20 protein-coding genes and 1 pseudogene are annotated in these 19,949 nt (G+C 60.7%); 14 read left to right on the top strand and 7 right to left on the bottom strand.

The features are described 5' to 3' along the window. Positions 1–162 precede the first annotated feature (162 nt). Complete coding sequence (locus QLG10_RS09680) at positions 163–1,503, top strand: phosphate ABC transporter substrate-binding/OmpA family protein (protein ID WP_110754902.1); 1,341 nt, start codon at positions 163–165, stop codon at positions 1,501–1,503. A 49-nt stretch (positions 1,504–1,552) separates the two neighbouring features. Here QLG10_RS09680 and QLG10_RS09675 read toward each other — a convergent pair whose 3' ends face one another. Together QLG10_RS09675 and QLG10_RS09670 are read right to left on the bottom strand one after the other, a co-directional pair. Next, positions 1,553–2,071: an ankyrin repeat domain-containing protein gene (locus QLG10_RS09675; protein ID WP_168757673.1), complete on the bottom strand. Its 519-nt coding sequence runs from the start codon at positions 2,069–2,071 to the stop codon at positions 1,553–1,555. A 111-nt stretch (positions 2,072–2,182) separates the two neighbouring features. After that, positions 2,183–4,021 (bottom strand): long-chain-acyl-CoA synthetase, encoded by a 1,839-nt coding sequence (locus tag QLG10_RS09670; protein WP_188263594.1) that lies wholly within the window; start codon positions 4,019–4,021, stop codon positions 2,183–2,185. A 344-nt stretch (positions 4,022–4,365) separates the two neighbouring features. Here QLG10_RS09670 and QLG10_RS09665 point away from each other — a divergent pair, with 344 nt between their 5' ends. Continuing rightward, on the top strand, positions 4,366–4,641 hold the full coding sequence (locus QLG10_RS09665) for a DUF3509 domain-containing protein (protein WP_110754904.1): 276 nt from the start codon (positions 4,366–4,368) through the stop codon (positions 4,639–4,641). 76 nt (positions 4,642–4,717) lie between these two features. Here the strand turns inward: QLG10_RS09665 and QLG10_RS09660 are convergent, their stop codons facing one another. From QLG10_RS09660 to aroC, 3 genes are read right to left on the bottom strand one after another with little or no spacing between them, the layout of a single operon-like run. Continuing rightward, positions 4,718–5,260, bottom strand: coding sequence for an acireductone dioxygenase (locus QLG10_RS09660; RefSeq protein WP_282487152.1), 543 nt, complete (start codon positions 5,258–5,260; stop codon positions 4,718–4,720). A 12-nt stretch (positions 5,261–5,272) separates the two neighbouring features. Continuing rightward, a complete protein-coding gene (locus QLG10_RS09655) occupies positions 5,273–6,433 on the bottom strand; it encodes an MFS transporter (RefSeq protein WP_188263596.1) in 1,161 nt (386 codons plus the stop codon). A gap of 7 nt (positions 6,434–6,440) precedes the next feature. Next, the gene (aroC, locus tag QLG10_RS09650; RefSeq protein WP_110754907.1) at positions 6,441–7,532 is read right to left on the bottom strand and encodes a chorismate synthase; all 1,092 of its coding nucleotides are present in this window, start codon (positions 7,530–7,532) and stop codon (positions 6,441–6,443) included. 83 nt (positions 7,533–7,615) lie between these two features. Between aroC and QLG10_RS09645 the strand changes: the two are divergent. Further along, positions 7,616–8,613, top strand: a pseudogene (locus QLG10_RS09645) (alpha/beta fold hydrolase). Positions 8,614–8,705: 92 nt separating this feature from the next. Beyond that, the gene (locus QLG10_RS09640; protein ID WP_248677834.1) at positions 8,706–9,497 is read left to right on the top strand and encodes a hypothetical protein; all 792 of its coding nucleotides are present in this window, start codon (positions 8,706–8,708) and stop codon (positions 9,495–9,497) included. A gap of 46 nt (positions 9,498–9,543) precedes the next feature. Here QLG10_RS09640 and prmB read toward each other — a convergent pair whose 3' ends face one another. Continuing rightward, on the bottom strand, positions 9,544–10,452 hold the full coding sequence (gene prmB / locus QLG10_RS09635; protein WP_110754909.1) for a 50S ribosomal protein L3 N(5)-glutamine methyltransferase: 909 nt from the start codon (positions 10,450–10,452) through the stop codon (positions 9,544–9,546). A 239-nt stretch (positions 10,453–10,691) separates the two neighbouring features. Between prmB and QLG10_RS09630 the strand changes: the two genes are divergently transcribed. From QLG10_RS09630 to QLG10_RS09610, 5 genes are all read left to right on the top strand, one after another. Continuing rightward, positions 10,692–11,282 carry a cysteine hydrolase family protein gene (locus tag QLG10_RS09630; RefSeq protein WP_008057272.1) on the top strand — a complete coding sequence of 197 codons (591 nt, stop codon included), beginning with the start codon at positions 10,692–10,694 and terminating at the stop codon, positions 11,280–11,282. A gap of 131 nt (positions 11,283–11,413) precedes the next feature. After that, positions 11,414–11,734: a hypothetical protein gene (locus QLG10_RS09625; RefSeq protein ID WP_110754910.1), complete on the top strand. Its 321-nt coding sequence runs from the start codon at positions 11,414–11,416 to the stop codon at positions 11,732–11,734. A gap of 87 nt (positions 11,735–11,821) precedes the next feature. After that, positions 11,822–12,379: a Smr/MutS family protein gene (locus tag QLG10_RS09620; RefSeq protein ID WP_020800033.1), complete on the top strand. Its 558-nt coding sequence runs from the start codon at positions 11,822–11,824 to the stop codon at positions 12,377–12,379. A 77-nt stretch (positions 12,380–12,456) separates the two neighbouring features. Next, a complete protein-coding gene (folE, locus tag QLG10_RS09615) occupies positions 12,457–13,002 on the top strand; it encodes a GTP cyclohydrolase I FolE (protein ID WP_020800032.1) in 546 nt (181 codons plus the stop codon). 102 nt (positions 13,003–13,104) lie between these two features. After that, on the top strand, positions 13,105–13,476 hold the full coding sequence (locus tag QLG10_RS09610; RefSeq protein ID WP_020800031.1) for a glutathione S-transferase N-terminal domain-containing protein: 372 nt from the start codon (positions 13,105–13,107) through the stop codon (positions 13,474–13,476). 163 nt (positions 13,477–13,639) lie between these two features. Here QLG10_RS09610 and QLG10_RS09605 read toward each other — a convergent pair whose 3' ends face one another. Next, complete coding sequence (locus QLG10_RS09605) at positions 13,640–14,806, bottom strand: PLP-dependent aminotransferase family protein (RefSeq protein WP_110754911.1); 1,167 nt, start codon at positions 14,804–14,806, stop codon at positions 13,640–13,642. 82 nt (positions 14,807–14,888) lie between these two features. On the opposite strand from QLG10_RS09605, the gene QLG10_RS09600 reads away from it, so the two are divergent. The 5 genes from QLG10_RS09600 to QLG10_RS09580 all read left to right on the top strand — a co-directional run bounded on the left by QLG10_RS09600 (position 14,889) and on the right by QLG10_RS09580 (position 19,943). Beyond that, entirely contained in the window at positions 14,889–15,332 is a 444-nt protein-coding gene (locus QLG10_RS09600; protein WP_110754912.1) for a MarR family transcriptional regulator, read from the top strand. A 319-nt stretch (positions 15,333–15,651) separates the two neighbouring features. Continuing rightward, positions 15,652–16,971: an NCS2 family permease gene (locus QLG10_RS09595; protein ID WP_282487161.1), complete on the top strand. Its 1,320-nt coding sequence runs from the start codon at positions 15,652–15,654 to the stop codon at positions 16,969–16,971. A gap of 71 nt (positions 16,972–17,042) precedes the next feature. Beyond that, positions 17,043–17,672, top strand: coding sequence for a LysE family translocator (locus tag QLG10_RS09590; RefSeq protein WP_110754913.1), 630 nt, complete (start codon positions 17,043–17,045; stop codon positions 17,670–17,672). Positions 17,673–17,736: 64 nt separating this feature from the next. Continuing rightward, complete coding sequence (locus QLG10_RS09585) at positions 17,737–18,729, top strand: AraC family transcriptional regulator (protein ID WP_110754914.1); 993 nt, start codon at positions 17,737–17,739, stop codon at positions 18,727–18,729. Positions 18,730–18,914: 185 nt separating this feature from the next. After that, positions 18,915–19,943 (top strand): histone deacetylase family protein, encoded by a 1,029-nt coding sequence (locus QLG10_RS09580; RefSeq protein WP_110754915.1) that lies wholly within the window; start codon positions 18,915–18,917, stop codon positions 19,941–19,943. Positions 19,944–19,949: the final 6 nt, after the last annotated feature.

Here is a 19,949-nt window from a genome sequence, read left to right as displayed (position 1 = left end):
GGCTGCCCAAGGCAGCCTTCAGCTATGAAACATGTTTACCGGACACTAGTGACGCTCTGCGTGGGAACGATCAAAGCATGGGTGGCAGACAGAGCTGTCATCTTTCGGAAATCTTTCTGACTTATTCTCCCGGCACTTCCCTTGGTCTTGAAAGGTGCCGGCATGTCGCTACGCGGTTTGCTCCTGTTGATCCTCTGCACCTGGCTGCCGTTGTCGGTGGCGGCCAGCGCCTTGCCGATTCCCGGGCAAGGTCCGGTGCTGCGTATCCAGGGCTCCAACACCATTGGCGCGGCACTGGGGCCGGCGCTGGTCGAGGGCCTGATGCGTGAGCAGGGTCTGCTCAAGGTGCACAGCGAAGCGACGGACCAGCCCAATGAATCGCGTATCGTCGGTGAAACCGAACAAGGCCGCCGGGTCGAAGTGCAACTGGCGGCCCATGGCTCCAGTACCGGATTCAGCGCGCTGAAAGCGGCCAGTGCCGATCTCGCTGCCTCTTCCCGGCCGATCAAGGACAGCGAGCTGGTCAACCTGCAACCCTTGGGCGACCTGAAAGGCGCCAACGCCGAACAAGTCATCGCCATCGACGGGCTGGCAATCATCCTCCATCCGCAAAACCCGTTGAACACCCTCGCCACTGAGCAACTGGCGCGCATTTTCAGCGGTGAGGTGAAAACCTGGGAGGAGCTCGGTGGCCACGGCGGGGCCATCCATCTCTATGCGCGCGACGATCAGTCCGGCACCTACGATACGTTCAGGGAACTGGTGCTCAGTGGTCATGGCAAAACCCTGAGCGCAAGCGCAAAACGATTCGAGTCCAGCGAACAGTTGTCCGACGCAGTCAGCCAGGACCCGCACGGCATCGGCTTTATCGGCCTGCCCTACGTGCGCTCGGCCAAGGCCGTGGCGATTGCCGACGGCCAGTCCATGGCCATGTTGCCACTCAACAGCCTGATTGCCACTGAAGACTATCCGCTGTCGCGGCGCTTGTTTTTTTACCTGCCCCCCAAGCGCTTAAACCCTTGGGCCGAAGCACTGGTGGCCTTCGCGCAAAGTCAGAAAGGCCAGGCGATCGTCGCGGCCAACGGTTTCGTCGCCCAGACGATCCAGGCCATGAGCGTCACGCCGAATGCGTTGATGCCCGAGGGCTACCAGGCACTGAGCCGCCACGCCATGCGCCTGACAGTGAATTTTCGTTTCGAAGAAGGCAGCGCCAGCCTGGACAACAAGGCCCGACAGGACCTGTCACGGGTCCTCGACTATATGAAGCAGCACGAAAAGACCGATCGCCGGGTAACGCTGGTCGGGTTCGGCGATGCCAAGCTCGATCCGGCACGCGCCGACCTGCTGTCGAAGTTGCGGGCCATGGCGGTGCGCCGCGAACTGGTGAAAAGCGGCGTGGTACTGCGGGACATTCGCGGTTTTGGCGCCGAAATGCCGGTGGCGGCCAATAGCGAGGATGAAGGACGGATCAGGAATCGGCGGGTCGAGGTCTGGGTCTACTGAGGCTGCCAGGCCAGGTCCGCGCGCACATCGAACCTGGCCCGAAACGCCATCAGCCGAGCAATTTCTCCAGTTGCGCCACGGTATCGACGGCGCCCATGGTCTTGGCAGCATCCAGCGCGGTAATGCCGTTGGCGTCCTTGGCTTTCGGGTCGGCGCCTTTGCTGATCAGGTAGTCGACGACTTCGACACGGTTGAACATCGCGGCCATCATCAACGCAGTGCGCCCGTCGAATGACGAGCCCTCGACCTGGGCGCCGCCTTCGACCAGGGCCTTGATCACGGCCAGGTCGCCCTTGAATGCCGCGCCGGCAATCGGGCTCTGGCCGTTGTCGTTGCGGACTTCCGGATCAGCCTTGTGCTCAAGCAAGACTTTTACCGTGTCCACGTGGCCGTGGTAAGCGGCCAGCATCAGCAAGGTGTCGCCCTTGTGATTGCGCAGGTTCGGCGGCAGGCCCTTGCTCAGCAGCGCAGCCATCATGGCCGCATCACCCTCGCGCGCCTTGTTGAAGACCTGTTCGGCAAACTCGGCGGCTTCTTCGGGGGTCATCTGGCGGCTTTTGTCAGACATTGAACGCTCCACTTTCAGTTTTTCGCAAAGCCGATAGTTTCCCGACGGTGCTCGCCACTGTCACTTGTTTTTTCTGTTGCGCGGCCATAGCCCAATTCAATAACGCTTCTTTCAATAACGATGCTTGCCACCCTGGATGTCCGCCAGCACCTGCCCGGTGACCTGCACATAGGTCTCGGTGCCCGGCAACCAGGCGTAGATCGGGTCATCGCCGGTCCTGCCAGGGTCGAAGGCTTCGTCCTTGAGCCGGGTCTTCTGGTATTTGAAAGTCCCGGTGATTTCCATTTTCACCTTTACCCTCAGGAACAGCGGCACCGCGTACGCCGGCAGGTGCTGTCGGGCGAAAGCCAGCAGCTCGCCGAAGTCCAGGGTTGCCAGGGATTCCGCTGGCGTGATCGCCGCCATCCCGGCCCGGCCATTGGTGTTGCGCACCTCCACGCCATAGGCAACGGCCTCGGAAATGTTCGGGTGCTGCAGCAGGATGTTCTCGACCTCGGTGGTCGACACGTTTTCCCCCTTCCAGCGGTAAGTGTCGCCCAGGCGATCGACAAACTGTGCATGACCGAAACCGATGTTGCGCAACAGGTCGCCGGTGTTGAGGTATCGATCGCCCTTGGCGAACACGTCATGCAGCACGACTTTTTCGGTGTTATGCGGATCGGTGTAACCATCGAGCGGCGCCTTGTCGTCGATCCTGGCCAGCAGCAACCCCTGCCCGCCCTTGCCGACCTTGCGCATGAACCCATCGGCGCCACGGATCGGCACACCGCTGTCGTGGTCATACTCGGCCAGTTCCCAGGACATCAGGGAAAAGCCCACGGTGTTGTCGAAATTGAGGATGTTGGTGAAGCCGATGTTGCCGTCACTGGCGGCATACAACTCGCAGATGTGCCCGACCGCGAAGCGCGTCTTGAATTCGCCCCATGCGCCGGGACGCAATCCATTGCCGATCATCTTGGTCACGCCGTGTTTGCCGTCGTCGGCACTGGCAGGCTGGTCGACCAGGTAGCGGCACAGCTCCCCCACGTAGCCCAGGGTGGTCGCCCGGTACTTGCGCACATCGTTCCAGAACTGGCTGGCGCTGAACTTGCGGCGGATGGCAAACCCCGACGCCCCGCTGATGGCCGAGCCCCAACACACGCACAGGCCGGTGGCGTGATACAGCGGTAACGTGCAGTAAACGATGTCTTCTGGGCGCATATCCAATGCGATCATGCCGAAGCTTGCGCAACTGCGCATCCAGCGCCCGTGCTTGAAAACCCCGGCCTTGGGCAGCCCGGTGGTGCCCGAGGTATAGATGTAGAAACAAGGGTCGTCGAAAAAGATCTGCTGGCTACTGGCGGGATTGTCGCTGCAGGCATCGACGCTGGCTGTCATCAGGTTGACGAACCCGTCGGGCGCGATGCCGGGGTGGCTGTAGGTGTCCTGGTCGGCGACGAACCAGATACGCGCCATCTCGATCGGCACCCGCTCTCGCACCGCCAGGTAGGCCGGCACCAGTTCCGCGCCGACGACAATGGCCGCGGGTGTCACCAGGTGCAGGCTATGGGCCAGGGCATCGCGGGTTTGCGAGGTATTGAGCAAAGCGCTGATGGCACCGACCTTGGCCACCGCCAGAAGGGTCACCAGCAGTTCCGGGCGGTTCTCGATGAAGACCGCCACCACGTCACCCTTGCCAATGCCTCGGGCAATCAGGTGGTGGGCGATGCGATTGGCCCAACGGTTGACCTGGGCATATGTCAGCCGCACCTCTCCGTACAGCAAGGCCGGGCCTTCGGGGTTACGCAGGGTAGCCTGCTCGAAACTCCAGCCCAGGCCACACGCTTGGGTCGGATCCTTGACGTTGGCGACCTTCATGCCCTTGACCACGCGAGGAATGGCTTTGGCAATGGAAGGCAGCTTGCGGAGCATCATGCCCCAGGTGATCGTGTCGTGCGGCGTGCGGCTCATGGCTGATCCCGTTGGCTCTTCTTATTGTCGGGCGGCATTGAATGACCCCGAAAATACGTCAACGGTTCTGCGGCTGTACACGCGGTTTTTGAAATGTTTTGTATCCGCGACACCGACGTTTGAAATCGTGAGCGCGTGTACGGCAAATGGTTCCATTGAAGCGCCGACGACCACGCAAAATGCAGGATGCACGATAGCCATTCATGCAGATTGCACGAAACCAAAAATCGTCAGATTTTATATGTCGTTGTTTTATATGATTATTTTAGAGAACTACATACTGGCACAATCACTGCAACAGTCTCCCCATGCTTGCCATTCAAGAGCTAACGGAGCTGACAGACATGAGCCTCATCCAAGAAAAATTTTCCTCCTTGTTCTCCAACTTCGACGTCACCACCCAGGACCGACCTGATGGCGGCATCCTGCTGACCCTGCGCGGCGAGGGTAAGGAATTCAAACGCTCAATCTCCTACCAGCAGCTGCACAATGGCGATCAACTGTCGTGGGTCATCAGCGCCATTCGCCGCGACCTGGCCGAACAGGCCAGCGAATTGCCACAAATCTCCCTGCTGCAAAGCCAGCAGCGCTTTGCCCTGCCGACCTATCATTCGCTGTAAGGTTGCGCCGCGGTAAACCATCAGGCCGTGCAAGCTTTCGCTTCACGGCCTGAGTTGTGTGGGTCGCCAACAGCTTTCAATCATCCATTCGCGGAAAACGTCCAGCGTTGTCGACGTCGGTGAAATTGGCCACCCAGGGTTGGCTGCTGGACAGACGAATCGCCACCACATAGGGCTGTTCGCCGATGTCCAGCCACTGCCGGGTGCCGGCCGGCAGCACAATCAGGTCGCCTTTCTCGCACAGCACGGCGTAGACATAGTCGTCGATGTATACAGACAACAGTGCACTACCCGCGCTGAACAGCATGACTTCGGTTTCGTCCTGGCGGTGCTCGGCGAAGAAACTCGCGCGTATCGACTCTTTTTGCGGGTGATCGCGATCGAGGCTGATCACATCGATCGCGCGCAACCCGTGCTGGGTCATCAGTGTATCGATGGGCGCCTGGCAGGCGCTGATGACATCTTCGTGGCTGGCACCGGGGCGGATTTTCGCCGTGGCTTGCCAATGATCGAAGCGCACGCCCTGCTCGGCGAGGGTCGAGGCAATATCTTCGAAATGAGTCAGCACCTTGTTGGGTACGTCGGGGCTGGAAACGTGATAAACGGACAGGGTGCTCATCAGGACAACTCCTTAAGGGTTCAAGAGGGAACGCGTGTCCTCTTGCATTCGTGTGGCAATGATAACGGCTGCGGCCAACGCGGCGAGGCTGGCAATACTAAAGGTTAAGGGGGCGCCAAGGGCCGTCCAGCTGTAACCGGAATACAACGCGCCCATTGCGCCACCGGTGCCGGCCAATGCGGCGTACAGCGCTTGGCCCTGCCCTTGCTGGCGTGGGCCGAAGCTGCGCTGCACAAACTGGATGGCCGCGGCATGAAAGCTGCCGAACGTCGCCGCGTGCAGCACCTGGGCAAACAACAGCACCCAGAGAAACTCGGCCAGCGAACCGAGCAATAGCCAACGCAACGCCGCCAGCAGAAAACTCGCCAGCAGCACGCGCCGTACCGAGAAACGCGCGAGGATCCGGCTCATCGCCATGAACATCAGCACTTCAGCGACCACGCCGACGGCCCAGAGCATGCCGATAACGCCCCGGCTGTAGCCCAGTCGTTCCAGGTGCAACGTGAGAAAGGTGTAATAAGGGCCGTGGCTCATCTGCATCAGCGCTACGCAGGCGTAAAACGCCAACACCCCGGGGCTGCGCAGTTGCGCGAGGAAACCGTCGCCGCTCAATCGCTCGCCCTGGACCGGCTGGGCGTTCGGTACCCACAGACTGCTGAGCACGATCCCGGCCATGATCAGCACCAGCGCCGCGGGGTAAATGTCCAGGCTAAGCCATTCGAACAAGCGTCCCAGCGCGACCACGGTAATGATGAAACCAACCGAGCCCCACAGGCGAATCTGGCTGTAGCGGGAGGTCTGGCCTTGCAGGTGCGCCAGGGTGATGACTTCGAACTGCGGCAGCACCGCGTGCCAGAAGAACGCGTGCAAGGCCATGACCATCGCCAGCCAGGCATAGGTCTGGCTGACGAAAATCAGCGAAAACGTCAGCAACGTGCACACGGCGCCGAAGCGCACGATGGCCAGCCGCCGCCCGGTATAGTCGCCGAGCCAGCCCCAGATGTTCGGCGCTACGCAACGCATCAGCATCGGGATGGCCACCAGTTCGCCGATGCGCGCCGCGGAGAATCCCAGGTAATCGAAGTACAGCGCCAGAAAAGGCGCTGTCGAACCGAGCAAAGCGAAATAGAACAGATAGAAGCTGGACAGCCGCCAGTACGGGAGCGCCGTCACCGCTGGCTTAGATCTGGCCCAACACCGGCGTGCTCACACGCACATCGGCGTTCTGGCCGCGGTGACGCAGCAGGTGGTCCATGAGCACGATGGCCATCATCGCTTCGGCGATCGGCGTGGCACGGATGCCGACGCAGGGGTCGTGGCGGCCTTTGGTGATGACGTCCACCGGGTTGCCATGGATATCGATGGAACGGCCCGGCGTGGTGATGCTGGACGTTGGCTTCAACGCCAGGTGCGCGACGATCGGTTGGCCGGACGAGATGCCGCCGAGAATGCCGCCGGCGTTATTACTGAGGAAGCCTTCTGGAGTCATCTCATCGCGATGCTCGGTGCCACGCTGGGCGACGCTGGCGAAACCGGCGCCGATTTCCACGCCCTTGACCGCGTTGATGCTCATCAGCGCATGGGCCAGCTCCGCATCGAGACGGTCAAAAATCGGCTCGCCAAGGCCTGGCATCACGCCTTCGGCGACCACGGTGATCTTCGCGCCGACCGAATCCTGGTCGCGGCGCAACTGGTCCATATAGGCTTCCAGTTCCGGCACTTTGTCCGGATCGGCACTGAAAAACGCGTTCTGCTCCACCGAGTCCCAGGTCTTGAACGGAATTTCGATTGGGCCAAGCTGGCTCATGTAGCCGCGAATGACGATGCCCTGGGTCGCCAGGTACTTCTTGGCAATCGCACCTGCGGCCACGCGCATCGCGGTTTCCCGGGCCGAACTGCGGCCGCCGCCGCGATAGTCGCGCTCGCCGTATTTGTGGTGGTAGGTGTAGTCGGCATGGGCCGGACGGAACAAGTCCTTGATCGCCGAGTAGTCCTTGGACTTCTGATCGGTGTTACGGATCAGCAGGCCAATGGCGCAGCCGGTGGTGCGACCTTCGAATACCCCCGAGAGGATTTCGACTTCGTCGGCTTCCTGGCGCTGGGTGGTGTGACGGCTGGTGCCGGGCTTGCGTCGATCCAGGTCGCGCTGCAGGTCCTCCAGGGAAATCTCCAGCCCCGGCGGGCAGCCATCGACTATGGCGACCAACGCCGGGCCATGGCTTTCGCCAGCGGTGGTGACAGTGAATAGCTTGCCGTAGGTATTGCCGGACATGCAGGACGCTCCGTGAAATGAACCTGAATACGTAATGCGCGCCAGTATACGCAGGCTATCCAACTAGTTCATCCTCGAACCTTATGGTTGCCTGCGAGTCCAACCGGCACCCTTTGATGATGGCCCGACAATGCTGCGAGTTCTTGCCTTGAGCCTTACCCTGATTTCCGGCTTCGCCCAGGCCACTGTCCTGCAGCGGCCAATCTCCCTGGACACCGGCACCGGCGAGCTTTTCGGCTCGCTGCTGCTGCCTAAATCCGACACCCCGGTGCCTGTTGTCCTGATCATTTCCGGTTCCGGCCCGACCGATCGTGACGGCAACAACCCCGAAGGCGGGCGCAATGACAGCCTCAAGCGCCTGGCCTGGGTGCTGGCCAAACACAACATCGCCAGCGTGCGCTACGACAAGCGCGGCGTGGCGGCGAGCCTGGCGGCCACCCCCGACGAACGCAACCTGTCAGTGGAAGCCTATGTGGCCGACACCGAAGCCTGGGGGCGAAAACTCAAGACCGATCCGCGCTTCGGCCAACTGATCCTGCTGGGTCACAGCGAAGGGGCCTTGATCGCCAGCCTCGCGGCACCCAGCGTCAATGCGGCGGCGGTGATTTCCGTGTCCGGCAGCGCACGGCCGATCGACCAGGTCCTGCGCCAGCAACTGGGCAATCGCCTGCCTCCCCCGCTGATGTTGCGCAGCAATGAGCTGCTCGACAGCCTCAAGGCCGGGAAAACCGACGACAACGTGCCACCGCCACTGCAGGTGATATTCCGTCCGAGCGTGCAGCCGTACCTGATTTCGCTGTTCCGCCAGGACCCCGCCGCCGCATTCGCGAAGTTGAAAATGCCGGCACTGATCATCCAGGGCAGCAATGACATCCAGGTCGGGGTCAACGACGCCAAACTGCTCAAGGCGGCCAAACCGGACGCCGAACTGGCGCTGATCGAAGGCATGAACCACGTGATGCGCATCGTGCCCAACGACGTCAAACGCCAGTTGGCCTCCTACAAGGATCCGAATTTGCCACTGGCGGCGGAGCTGGGCGCGCGCATCCTCGGATTCATTGACGGGCTTCGCTCCAGCTAATTTGCTCTCCAGTCTTGTCGAAAACGGCCGATAAGCCTTTGTCGCCAGCGTACTGGCTGGCGGCAGTCGAGCTTGGACAGGATCTCGCCGTTATGACCGATACCCAGACTTCACCCGACACCACCGCTGAAAAAGACGTACCGCCAGCGGTCGAGCTGCCTTGGGCGGACGTCCACGTCGAGCACCACAAGATGCTCCGCCTGGCGCCGCTGCAGACAGACCGAAATACCGGTGGCCGGCCCCTGCGCTTTGTCGAATTCGGCTACGCCGAGCGCAACGACAAGTTGCGCAGCCTGATGCGCATGAGCATCGCCCTGCCCGGCCAGCGCGTGCGCAAGGAACAGAATCATTTGGACGTATGGGTCGACCACGCGGAAAAACGCGTGCATTTCGGACCCGACAGCGGCCTGCAAATCGAACCACTGAACCGTGGCATCGGCCGTTTCATGGCCGCCCACGGCATCAACTGGGCGAAGAAAAGATGGCCTGGCTACACCGTCGACGGCACCGATCTCAACAACAAGGACGCGCTGAACGAAGACACGCGCCTGCGCCGCGATCACTTTTTGCGGGTGCACGGGTTCGACGTGATCTATGCCGATGCCCAGCATTTGAAGGGCAGCGTCAAGGAGGTCAGGGTCGGCGACCTGTTGAGTGACTGGAACACCGAGAAAGTCCAAGTCGTGGAAATTCTCGAGGCGGCGCAGATGCTCCAGCAAGCCGAGCAGAACCTGGCCGAGCAGGAAGTCAAACTCAAGAAACACGAGGAGAAGGTCAGCAAATACAAGCGTGAAGACGCCGGTTTGCGCTTCACCATTACGTGTTTGGTGGCGTTTGCGGTGTTTCAGGCGGGGTTGCTGATCTGGATTGCGACGCACCGGTAACGGTAACGGCTGATCGTTCCCACGCAGCGCGTGGGAACGATCTGAGTCAGACGCGGGAGGCGAACAGGGCCTGATGATCGCGGCACTGCTCAGCCGTCAGCATGAACACGCCATGCCCGCCGCGCTCGAAGTCCAGCCAGGCGAAGTCGACCTCCGGGTACAACGTCTCGACGTGCACCTGGCTATTACCTACCTCGACAATCAACAAGCCCTTCTCGGTCAGGTGATCCGCCGCTTCGGCGAGCATGCGGCGCACCAGGTTCAAGCCGTCATCACCACAGGCCAGGCCCAGTTCCGGTTCGTGCTGGTATTCGTCCGGCATGTCGGCGAAATCCTCGGCATCAACGTACGGCGGGTTCGACACGATCAGGTCGAAACGCTGCCCTGGCAAGCCATCGAAACCATCGCCCTGCACGGTGTAGACACGCTCGTCGACGCCGTGGCGCTCGATGTTCTGGTTCGCCACCTCCAGCGCTTCGAAGGACAGGTCGGCCAGCACCACTTCAGCATTCTGGAACTCGTAGGCGCAAGCGATACCGATGCAGCCGGAGCCGGTGCACAGGTCGAGAATTCGCGCAGGCTCGGTGCCCAGCCAGGGTGCGAAACGGTTTTCGATCAGTTCGCCAATCGGTGAGCGAGGGATCAATACGCGCTCATCGACGATGAACGACATGCCACAGAACCAGGCTTCACCCAGCAGGTAGGCGGTCGGCACGCGGTCTTCGATCCGGCGCTTGAGCAGGTTCTGCAGGTGCGCCACTTCGTCTTCTTCCAGATTGCAGTCCAGGTAACTGTCGGAGATTTCCCACGGCAAGTGCAGCGCACCCAACACCAATTGACGGGCTTCGTCCCAGGCGTTGTCGGTCCCATGGCCGAAAAACAGATCCTCCCCATGGAAGCGGCTGACGGCCCAACGGATATGGTCACGCAGGGTACGAAGGCGGGAAGTGATCACGACGGTAAACTCCAGAAAAATCGACGGGCGATTCTACCAGTCAAACGGCGTCCCGACGACGCAGGAAATACACCGGGACAAATGTAGGAATTATCTGGTTTTATCGCCGGCTATTGAACAAAACTCAATACTTGACAACGCTGTAAGCCAGTAACGACGGTGCCTGCGATGGTAGCGATTCACAGAAGCGCTCAGCCAGAGGACAATGTCGCAAAAGCCCCACCCGAAGGAGCCCCAGAATGTCCGTTCCACAAACGATGTTTCAACTCAGCGGCCGCGGTTATGCAGCAGCCAAACTGAGTCATGCGACCCTGATCATCATCGATGCCCAGAAAGAATACCTCAGCGGTCCCCTGGCCCTGAGCGGCATGGATGCGGCGGTCGCGAACATCAAGAAATTGGTGACTGCCGCCCGCGCGGCCGGCCGACCGATCGTGCATGTCAGCCACCTCGGCACCGTTGGGGGGCTGTTCGACCCACGCGGCGAGCGCGGCCAGTTCATTCCAGGGCTGGAACCGCTGGCCGGGGAAATCAAGATCGAGAAAATCCTGCCCAGCGCGTTCCATGGCACGGACCTGAAAAAACGCCTGGAAGACCTGGGCTCGGTGGATCTGGTGGTGTGCGGCTTCATGAGCCATTCCAGTGTCAGTACCACCGTGCGGGCAGCCAAGAACCTGGGTTTCCGCTGCACCCTGGTGGAAGACGCCTGCGCCACCCGAGACCTGCCGTACAAAGGCGGCGTCCTGAGTGCCGAGCATGTGCAGCAGACCGAAATGGCGATCATGGCGGACAACTTTGCCGCCCTCGCCCTGACCAACGACCTGGTCTGATCGGCGGTTCGTGAGCGGTCCATGCCGCCGCTCATCCGCAAAAGCCTCTCGTATGCCGTAAATGTCTTAGCCTCAGGAACATCCCGGTCAACTTCCGGTCGAAGGGCCGATACCCATTGAGGAAGGTCGGAATGAAGTTATCCGATGGTTTTGACGCTCGCCGTTTACGGCCCAAAGGCCAAAGCAACTGGCGTTTTCGAATCGGCGCAGCCTTCGCTGCCTTGCTGGCGACCTGCGGCGTGCTGCTGGCGATGGCCGGCGCCGCCAGCCTGTTCGGCCACGCTCCGGCCCTGGGCGAGTTGAACACCAACCGGGCGGGCGCGGCAGTGATCCTGGTCCTGGGCCTGTTCGTGCTGTACCTCGGGATCTGGCTGTGGCGCCGCTGCCGCCGCCGCTCGCGCCAGTCGAACGCGCTGAACATCTCCCCGCACCTGATGAAAAAACACGACTAAGCGCAAGTTGCAGCGCGATGCCGCACGTTTTCTCGCGCCCGATTCGCTTCGAGTTGGGTAAACTGGCCACCCTTCGCGGAGGCTGACATGCAAGACGACGATTTTTCCCTGTTCAAAAGTGCGATCCAAGGCGTCAAGCCGATCAAGCACGATCGCGCCGAAACCGGCAAGCCCAAGGCGGACCGCGCGCACATCGCCACGTTGCGCCAAGCCGCCACCGTGCGTACCGATGCCACCACTGTTGACGGGCTGTCCGATCAGTTCGTCATCGACGTCGGCCCGGAAGACGAACTGATGTGGGCACGCGACGGCGTGCAGGAAAGCCAGATGCGCAAGCTCAAGATCGGGCAGATCCCGTTCGAGGGCAGCCTTGACCTGCACGGCATGAGCGTGGAAAAAGCCCGGGAAACCCTTTGGGCATTCCTGGCTGAAGCGACAAAATTCGAAATCCGCTGCGTACGTGTCACCCACGGCAAAGCCGTGCGCCTGGACGGCAAGCGGCCGATGATCAAGAGCCACGTCAACACCTGGCTGCGCCAGCATCCACAGGTACTTGGCTTCACCTCGTGCCAGGCCAGGCATGGCGGTGCCGGAGCCGTTTATGTGATGCTCAAACGCACCATGATGGAAGGTCGCGACGAGTAAACCTGATGCGCCGCGCTTGCAGCGCCGTGTCTGCCACCGTACCCTTGCCCTTTGCGTAAAATCCCACAGGTAGTTTCATGTCCCTGGAACAGAATTACACCGCGATCCTTGGCCAACTGGGCGAGGATCCTTCCCGCGAGGGCCTGCTCGACACGCCAAAACGTGCCGCCAAAGCCATGCAGTACCTCTGCCGCGGTTATGAACAGACACTGGAAGAGGTCACCAACGGTGCCTTGTTCAGCTCCGACAACAGCGAAATGGTGCTGGTCAAGGACATCGAGTTGTACTCGTTGTGCGAACACCATCTGCTGCCGTTCATCGGCAAGGCCCACGTGGCCTACATCCCGAGCGGCAAAGTGCTGGGTTTGTCGAAAGTCGCGCGTATCGTCGATATGTACGCCCGCCGCCTGCAGATCCAGGAAAACCTCAGCCGCCAGATTGCCGATGCAGTCCAGCAGGTCACCGGCGCCCTGGGCGTTGCCGTGGTGATCGAGGCCAAGCACATGTGCATGATGATGCGCGGTGTGGAAAAACAGAATTCGACGATGATCACCTCGGTGATGCTTGGCGAGTTCCGTGAGAACGCTGCGACCCGCAGCGAGTTTCTCAGCTTGATCAAGTAATTGGCGGTACGAAGAGAACCGGCTTTCATCGCCGGTTTTTTTTCGTCTTGAAAAAATCAGGTAAGCTGCGCGCCTTTCTCATTAGCACCGTGAGGCTTCAACGTGTTCGTAAAAGCGCTTCGTGTCGGCCTTGGCCAACTGATCATCTTCATCGACTTCATCACCCGTCCAGGCAAGAAGCAGCGCCCTGCCGCCGCTCAGGCCCAGGTCGAAGCTGCCGCCAGGGGCCTGACCCTGTATCAGTTCCATGCCTGCCCGTTCTGCGTGAAAACCCGCCGCACTCTGCGCCGCCTGAACGTGCCGGTGGCCCTGCGCGACGCGAAAAACAACGAACAGGATCGCCAGGCCCTGCTCGAGCACGGCGGCAAGGTCAAGGTGCCGTGCTTGCGTATTGAAGAGAATGGCCAGACGACCTGGATGTATGAGTCCAAGGTGATCATTGATTATCTGGATAAGCGATTCGCGGCAGCCTGATTTATTTGTGGTGTTCTGACCGACGCTTTCGCGAGCAGGCTCGCTCCCACAGGGAACTGGTTGCACAGATTCAATGTGGGAGCGAGCCTGCTCGCGAAGAGGCCGGCACAAACGCTACAAATCCCGGACAAAAACAAACCGGCCCTGGAAGCGGTTTTTTTCTTCAGGCCGCTTGCGCCGCTTGCGCCTGTCGCACCACCTGCGCCAACCGCTTGATCCCCTCCTCCAGCCGCGCCGGGTCAATATGGCTGAAATTCAACCGCATGTGCCCGTGATGATTATCCGGTTCAGGGAAAAACGGCTCGCCGGGCATGAACGCCACGTCGTTGGCCAACGCCCCATCGAGTAGCGTACGGGTATCCAGCGGCTGTTTGAGCGTCAACCAGAAAAACAGCCCGCCCTGGGGCACATTCCAATCCGCCAGATCGGCAAAATGCGTTTGCAGCGCCGCCTGGAATGCATCGCGACGCACGCGGTAAAAACCACGCAACTCACTCAGGTGCTGCTGGTAAGACTCGCTGCCGATCCATTGCAACGCTTGCCACTGGCCGACTCGATTGGTGTGCAAGTCCGCCGACTGCTTGAGTTTCAACAAGTGCGGGAAAAGGTCCGGGCTGGCGATCAGATAACCCACGCGAAGACCCGGCAGCAAGGTTTTCGACACCGTGCCGGTGTAGATCCAGCTGGATTTTTTCAGGCGTCCGGCAATGGGTTTGGCGCTGCCGCCGTCAAACGTCAGCTCGCGGTAGGGTTCGTCTTCGATCAAGGTCACGCCGAACTCATCGAGCAATCCGGCGACCGCCTCGCGCTTGGCTTCGCTGTAACGCACCGCCGATGGATTCTGGAAGGTCGGGATCAGGTAGATGAACGCCGGGCGATGTTTTTCCAGGCGCGAACGCAGCTGCGCCAGGTTCGGGCCGTCGGCTTCCAGCGGCACCGTGAGGCAATCGGCGCCGAACAGCTGGAAGATCTGTAGCGCCGCCAGGTAAGTCGGTGCCTCGAGCAGCACTTCGGTGCCTTTGTCGATATAGAGCTTGGCAGCCAGATCGAGGGTTTGCTGTGAACCACTGACCACCAACACCTGACTCGCCTCGCATGGCACGCCCACCGCTCGCGCTTGTTGCGCCAGGGCTTCACGCAAAGCCGGTTCGCCTTCACTCATGCCGTATTGCCCCATGGACACCGGCATCCGCGCCCATTCGACTTTCGGCAGCATGGCTTCGGCCGGCAAGCCCCCGGCGAACGACATCACTTGCGGACGCTGGGCAGCAGCGAGGATTTCACGGATCAAAGAACTTTTAAGGCGCGAGACACGTTCGGAAAAAGCCATGGGGGTCACCGGTAGCGAGGCCAGGGAAAAATGAGTCAAACTTATTGACCGAAATTACGGCATCACCAACGGATACGTCAACATGATTGACCTTAAAAGCCCGATTTCCCAACAGCAGGCCATGGAAGCGTTTTTCTTCGGCTACCAGGCCTTCACCGCCAAGGCCGATGAAATGCTCGAGCGCCGCGGCTTGAGTCGGGTGCATCAGCGCATTGTGTTTTTCATTGCCCGCTACCCGAACCTTAGCGTCAAGGAGTTGCTGGCATTGCTGGGCGTGAGTAAACAGGCGCTGAACATGCCGTTGCGCCAACTGCTGGAGATGCATTTGGTCAACAGCGTGGCGTCCGAGACCGACAAGCGTAAGCGGCTGCTGGAGTTGACCGAAGACGGCGCGCGGTTTGAACAGGCGCTGCGCCGCGAACAGGTGAAATTGTTGGAGCGGGTGTTTGCCGAGGCGGGTGAGACGGCGGTGAATGGGTGGTTGGCGGTGAATATGGCGCTGGGTGAGAACCAGCAAAAAATCTGAGTACCACAAAAGCTTCGCGAGCAGGCTCGCTCCCACAGGGGAATGCGATCCCTTGTAGGAGCGAGCCTGCTCGCGAAGGGGCCAGAGCAGGCGATATATCCCTATTGCCAAACTTTTCGTCTACAAAATCAAAAACATTATTTGCTTTATTTGTATACAAAAGCATAATCCACTTCGTGCGAGTTCCTGACCTATCGGTCAACAAATCGCAAGTGCCTCAAAGGGCCGCTGCCACCCTCATGGGTCCGGCCCTGGAAATAACAATAAAACTCTTGAGGAGTACCTCGCTGTGGAAAGCCGCAAATCCGAAGCATCGACGCTGGATCTCTCGCCGCCTTTACGCAATGGCTGGCTGGAGCGCATCTTTAAACTCAGCTTGCATGGCACCACGGTGAAGACCGAGTTGATTGCCGGTCTGACCACCTTCATCACCATGGCCTACATCATCTTCGTCAACCCCAACATCATGGCGGATGCCGGCATCGACCATGGCGCGGCGTTCGTCGCCACCTGCATTGCCGCCGCCCTGGGCTGCCTGTTGATGGGCCTGTACGCCAACTGGCCGGTCGGTCTGGCACCGGGCATGGGCCTGAACGCTTTCTTCACCTACACCGTGGTCGGCACCATGGGCTACAACTGGGAAACTGCACTGGGCGCGGTATTCGTCTCCGGCGTGCTGTTCATGATCCTGACCTTCTCACGCATCCGCGAATGGCTGCTCAACAGCATCCCGGTCAGTCTGCGCTACGCGATGGGCGCTGGTGTAGGGCTGTTCCTTGGGCTGATCGGCTTGAAAACCGCAGGCATCGTCGTCGATAGCCCGGCCACCTTGATCAAGCTCGGTTCCCTGCGCGAGCCTGGCCCGCTGCTCGCCGCCGTGTGCTTCCTGATGATCGCCATCCTCAGCTACCACAAGGTGTTCGGCGCGATCCTCATCAGCATCATCACCGTGACCCTGGCCGGTTGGGGCCTGGGCCTGGTGCACTACGAGGGCATCATGTCGGCCCCGCCGAGCCTGGCCCCGACCTGGATGGCCATGAACATTGCCGGCGTGTTCAACGTCAGCATGATCAGCGTGGTGCTGGCCTTCCTCTTCGTGCACATGTTCGACACCGCCGGCACCCTGATGGGCGTGGCCCAGCGCGCCAACCTGGTGGGCGCTGACGGTCGCATCGAAAACCTCTCGCGTGCCATGAAAGCCGACAGTGCTTCCAGTGTCTTTGGTGCGGTCGTGGGCGTTCCGCCGGTCACCAGCTACGTGGAAAGTGCGGCGGGCGTGGCCGCGGGTGGTCGGACTGGTCTTACCGCAGTGACCGTAGGTGTGCTATTTATTGCGGCCATGTTCTTCGCGCCGCTGGCCGGGATGATCCCCGCCTATGCCACGGCCGGTGCGCTGATCTATGTGGCCATGTTGATGATGGGCGGCATGGCCCACATCGAATGGGACGAGGCGACCGACAGCATTCCGGCAATCGTCACGGCAATCATGATGCCCCTGACCTTCTCGGTCGCCGACGGCATCGCGCTGGGCTTCATCACCTACGTGGCGCTGAAGGCCGGCACTGGCAAGTACAAGGAAATCTCCGTCAGTCTGTGGGTGCTCTGCGCAATTTTCATTGCCAAGTTCATCTTCTTGTAAATCTCGGCGGTACGCGCGTTAAACCAGCCTCACCCCGTCGGGTGAGGCTTTTGTGCAAATGGAGGAAAGTGATGAGTCTGGAAACCTGGCTGCTGTTCAGCGGCGCTGCGCTGGTGGTGATCCTGATCCCGGGGCCACTGTCTTTGCTGATGATCAGCAACAGTTTGAATTACGGCCTGGTCCGTTCCTACCCCGCGTTTCTTGGCGGCGTGATTGCCTCGATCTGCCTGTTGAGTGCTTCGGCGCTGGGCTTGGGCGCCCTGCTGCTGGCATCGGAACAATTGTTCAGCGCACTGAAAATCGTCGGCGCGCTGTACCTGTTCTACCTCGCCTGGCAGAGCTGGCAGCAGTCGCGCCAACCGTCCCACGGTGCGCAAGTGCCTCAGGCCGCCGCAGTGCCGCGCTTTCGCGCACTGTTCGGGCGCGCCTTCATGCTGGGCGCGAGTAATCCCAAGGACATCCTGTTCTTCGCCGCGTTCCTGCCGCAATTCTTGAGCGCCGGGCAACCGTTCCTGCCGCAATTGCTGGTGATGATCGCCACCTGGACCGTACTGGATCTGCTATGCAAGCTGGCCTACGGCCTGGGTGCCCATGGCGCGGCGCGGTATCTGCGCAGCGGCAAGGGGCAGAGCTGGTTCAACCGGGTCAGCGCCGGATTGTTCGGTGGAGCCGGGGCGGCGTCCTTGCTCAGCGGTCATTAAGGCCTTCTGACGCAAACCGGCACACAAGTTGCTCGGTTCTGGCACCCCCACACCGGAATCGAGCATGCTCCACTCCCACCTCACCACCCTCAACGCCGTTTCCCTGGTGCTCGACACCTTCAAGGCCCAAGGTCTGCCCAGCGACACCCTGCTCGCCGGCAGCGGCATCTGTGCCGCGGATCTGGCCCGGGCGGACACGCGCATCACCACCAATCAAGAGATGCAGGTCTGCGCCAACGCCGTCGCCCTAAAGCACGATATCGGCCTGGAGCTGGGTCGACGCATGCATGTTTCGTCCTACGGCATCCTCGGCTACGCCCTGCTCACCAGTGCCACCTTCGGTGACGCATTGCGCCTGGCGCTGCGTTATCCGGCGCTGTTGGGAACACTTTTCGAACTGAGCCTGGAAGAGGACGACGAGCGCGTCTGGTTTGTCGCCGCCGATTACCGGGAGAATCCGGCACTGGCGGTGTTCAACGCCGAGTTCTGCCTGGTGTCGCTGAAAGTCATCTGCGATGACCTGCTCGGGCATCCACTGCCGCTGTTGGCTGCACGCTTTGAACATGCTGCGCCCGACTATGAAGCGTCCTATAACGATCACTTCAATTGCCCCCTGCATTTCGGCGCCCAGGACAACGCCTTCGCGTTCGACAAGCGCTGGCTCGATCAACCCTTGCCCCTGGCCGATGCCATCACCCACCAGGCCATGGCCGAGCGTTGCCGCAAGCAGAATACCGAGTTCACCGGGCGCCAGGCGTGGCTGGGGCGGATCCGCCAGCTGCTCAGGGCACAATTGCATGCGGCACCGGGACTCGAGGGATTGGCCGAGCAGATGAATTGTTCAGCACGCACCTTGCGCCGGCATCTCAAGGACCTGGGGTGCAGCTATCAGGAATTGCTCGATGAGCTCAGGTTCGAGCAGGCCAAGCTTTTGCTGTGTGAAGACCAGATGCCGATCTACCGGATCGCCGAAGCATTGGGTTTCAGCGAGACCGCGAGTTTCCGCCATGCGTTTATGCGCTGGAGTGGTGTGACGCCTAGCCAGTTCCGGCCCTGAACAGCAAAAGGCCACATCAAGAGTAATGAGTGTTCACCTAATTGTGAGTCCCACATCATCAAGGGGCGAATTTCGGTCAATTATTTTGGCCACATTAATCCCCTTTTGGCCTTTCCTGCCGTTCTCCGAATTCGTCCGCGCCGCAAGACTGTGTGCAACCGAAACCGCCTGCGGAGAACAAGAAAATGCTGACGATCTACTCGGATGATCACCACCTGCACCACGGCCGTTGCGAACTCATTGACGGGCAACTCAAGCCCTGCTTTGAAATGCCTTCGCGTGCCGATCATGTGCTGTCACGTGTGCAAAAGCAGAATCTGGGTCCCGTAGAAGCGCCGAAGGATTTTGGCCTGGGGCCAATCGAGCGCATCCACAGCCGCGACTATCTCGACTTCTTCAAAGGTGCCTGGGCGCGCTGGACCGAATTCAACACCGACGGTGACCTGCTGCCCTACACCTGGCCGGCGCGTACCCTGCGTCAGGTCAAACCCACCAGCCTGCACGGCCAGCTCGGCTACTACAGCTTCGACGGCGGCGCACCGATCACCGCCGGCACCTGGCAAGCGGCGTACAGCGCGGCGCAGGTCGCACTCACCGCGCAAGCAGAGATCCAGCGCGGTGCGCGCAGCGCCTTCGCCCTGTGCCGTCCACCGGGACACCACGCCGCCAGCGACTTGATGGGCGGTTACTGCTACCTCAACAACGCGGCCATCGCCGCCCAGGCCTTTCTCGACCAGGGCCACAAAAAAGTCGCGATTCTCGATGTCGACTACCACCACGGCAACGGCACACAGTCGATTTTCTACGAGCGCAGCGACGTGCTGTTCACCTCGATCCATGGACATCCGGAAGCCGAGTTCCCGTTCTTCCTCGGTTACGAGGACGAGCGCGGCGAAGGCGCCGGTGAAGGCTTCAACTTCAACTATCCTTTGCCCGCCGGCAGCGGCTGGGATACCTGGAGCGCTGCGCTGGAGCAAGCCTGCAACGAGATCGAGACCTATGGCGCCGACATCGTCGTCGTCTCCCTGGGCGTGGACACGTTCAAGGACGATCCGATCTCCCAATTCAAGCTCGACAGCCCCGACTACCTGGCCATGGGTCAACGCATCGCCAGGCTCGGTGTGCCGACGCTGTTCGTGATGGAAGGCGGTTACGCGGTGGAAGAAATCGGCATCAACGCCGTCAACGTGCTTGAAGGCTTTGAAAACGCTTAACGGGGA

The sequence above is a fragment of the Pseudomonas sp. V98_8 genome (genome assembly GCF_029967975.1).
In the GTDB taxonomy this organism is placed as follows: domain Bacteria; phylum Pseudomonadota; class Gammaproteobacteria; order Pseudomonadales; family Pseudomonadaceae; genus Aquipseudomonas; species Aquipseudomonas umsongensis.
The sequence above is the reverse complement of the archived record's forward strand: the minus strand, read 5'-3'. Positions and strand labels throughout refer to the sequence as shown.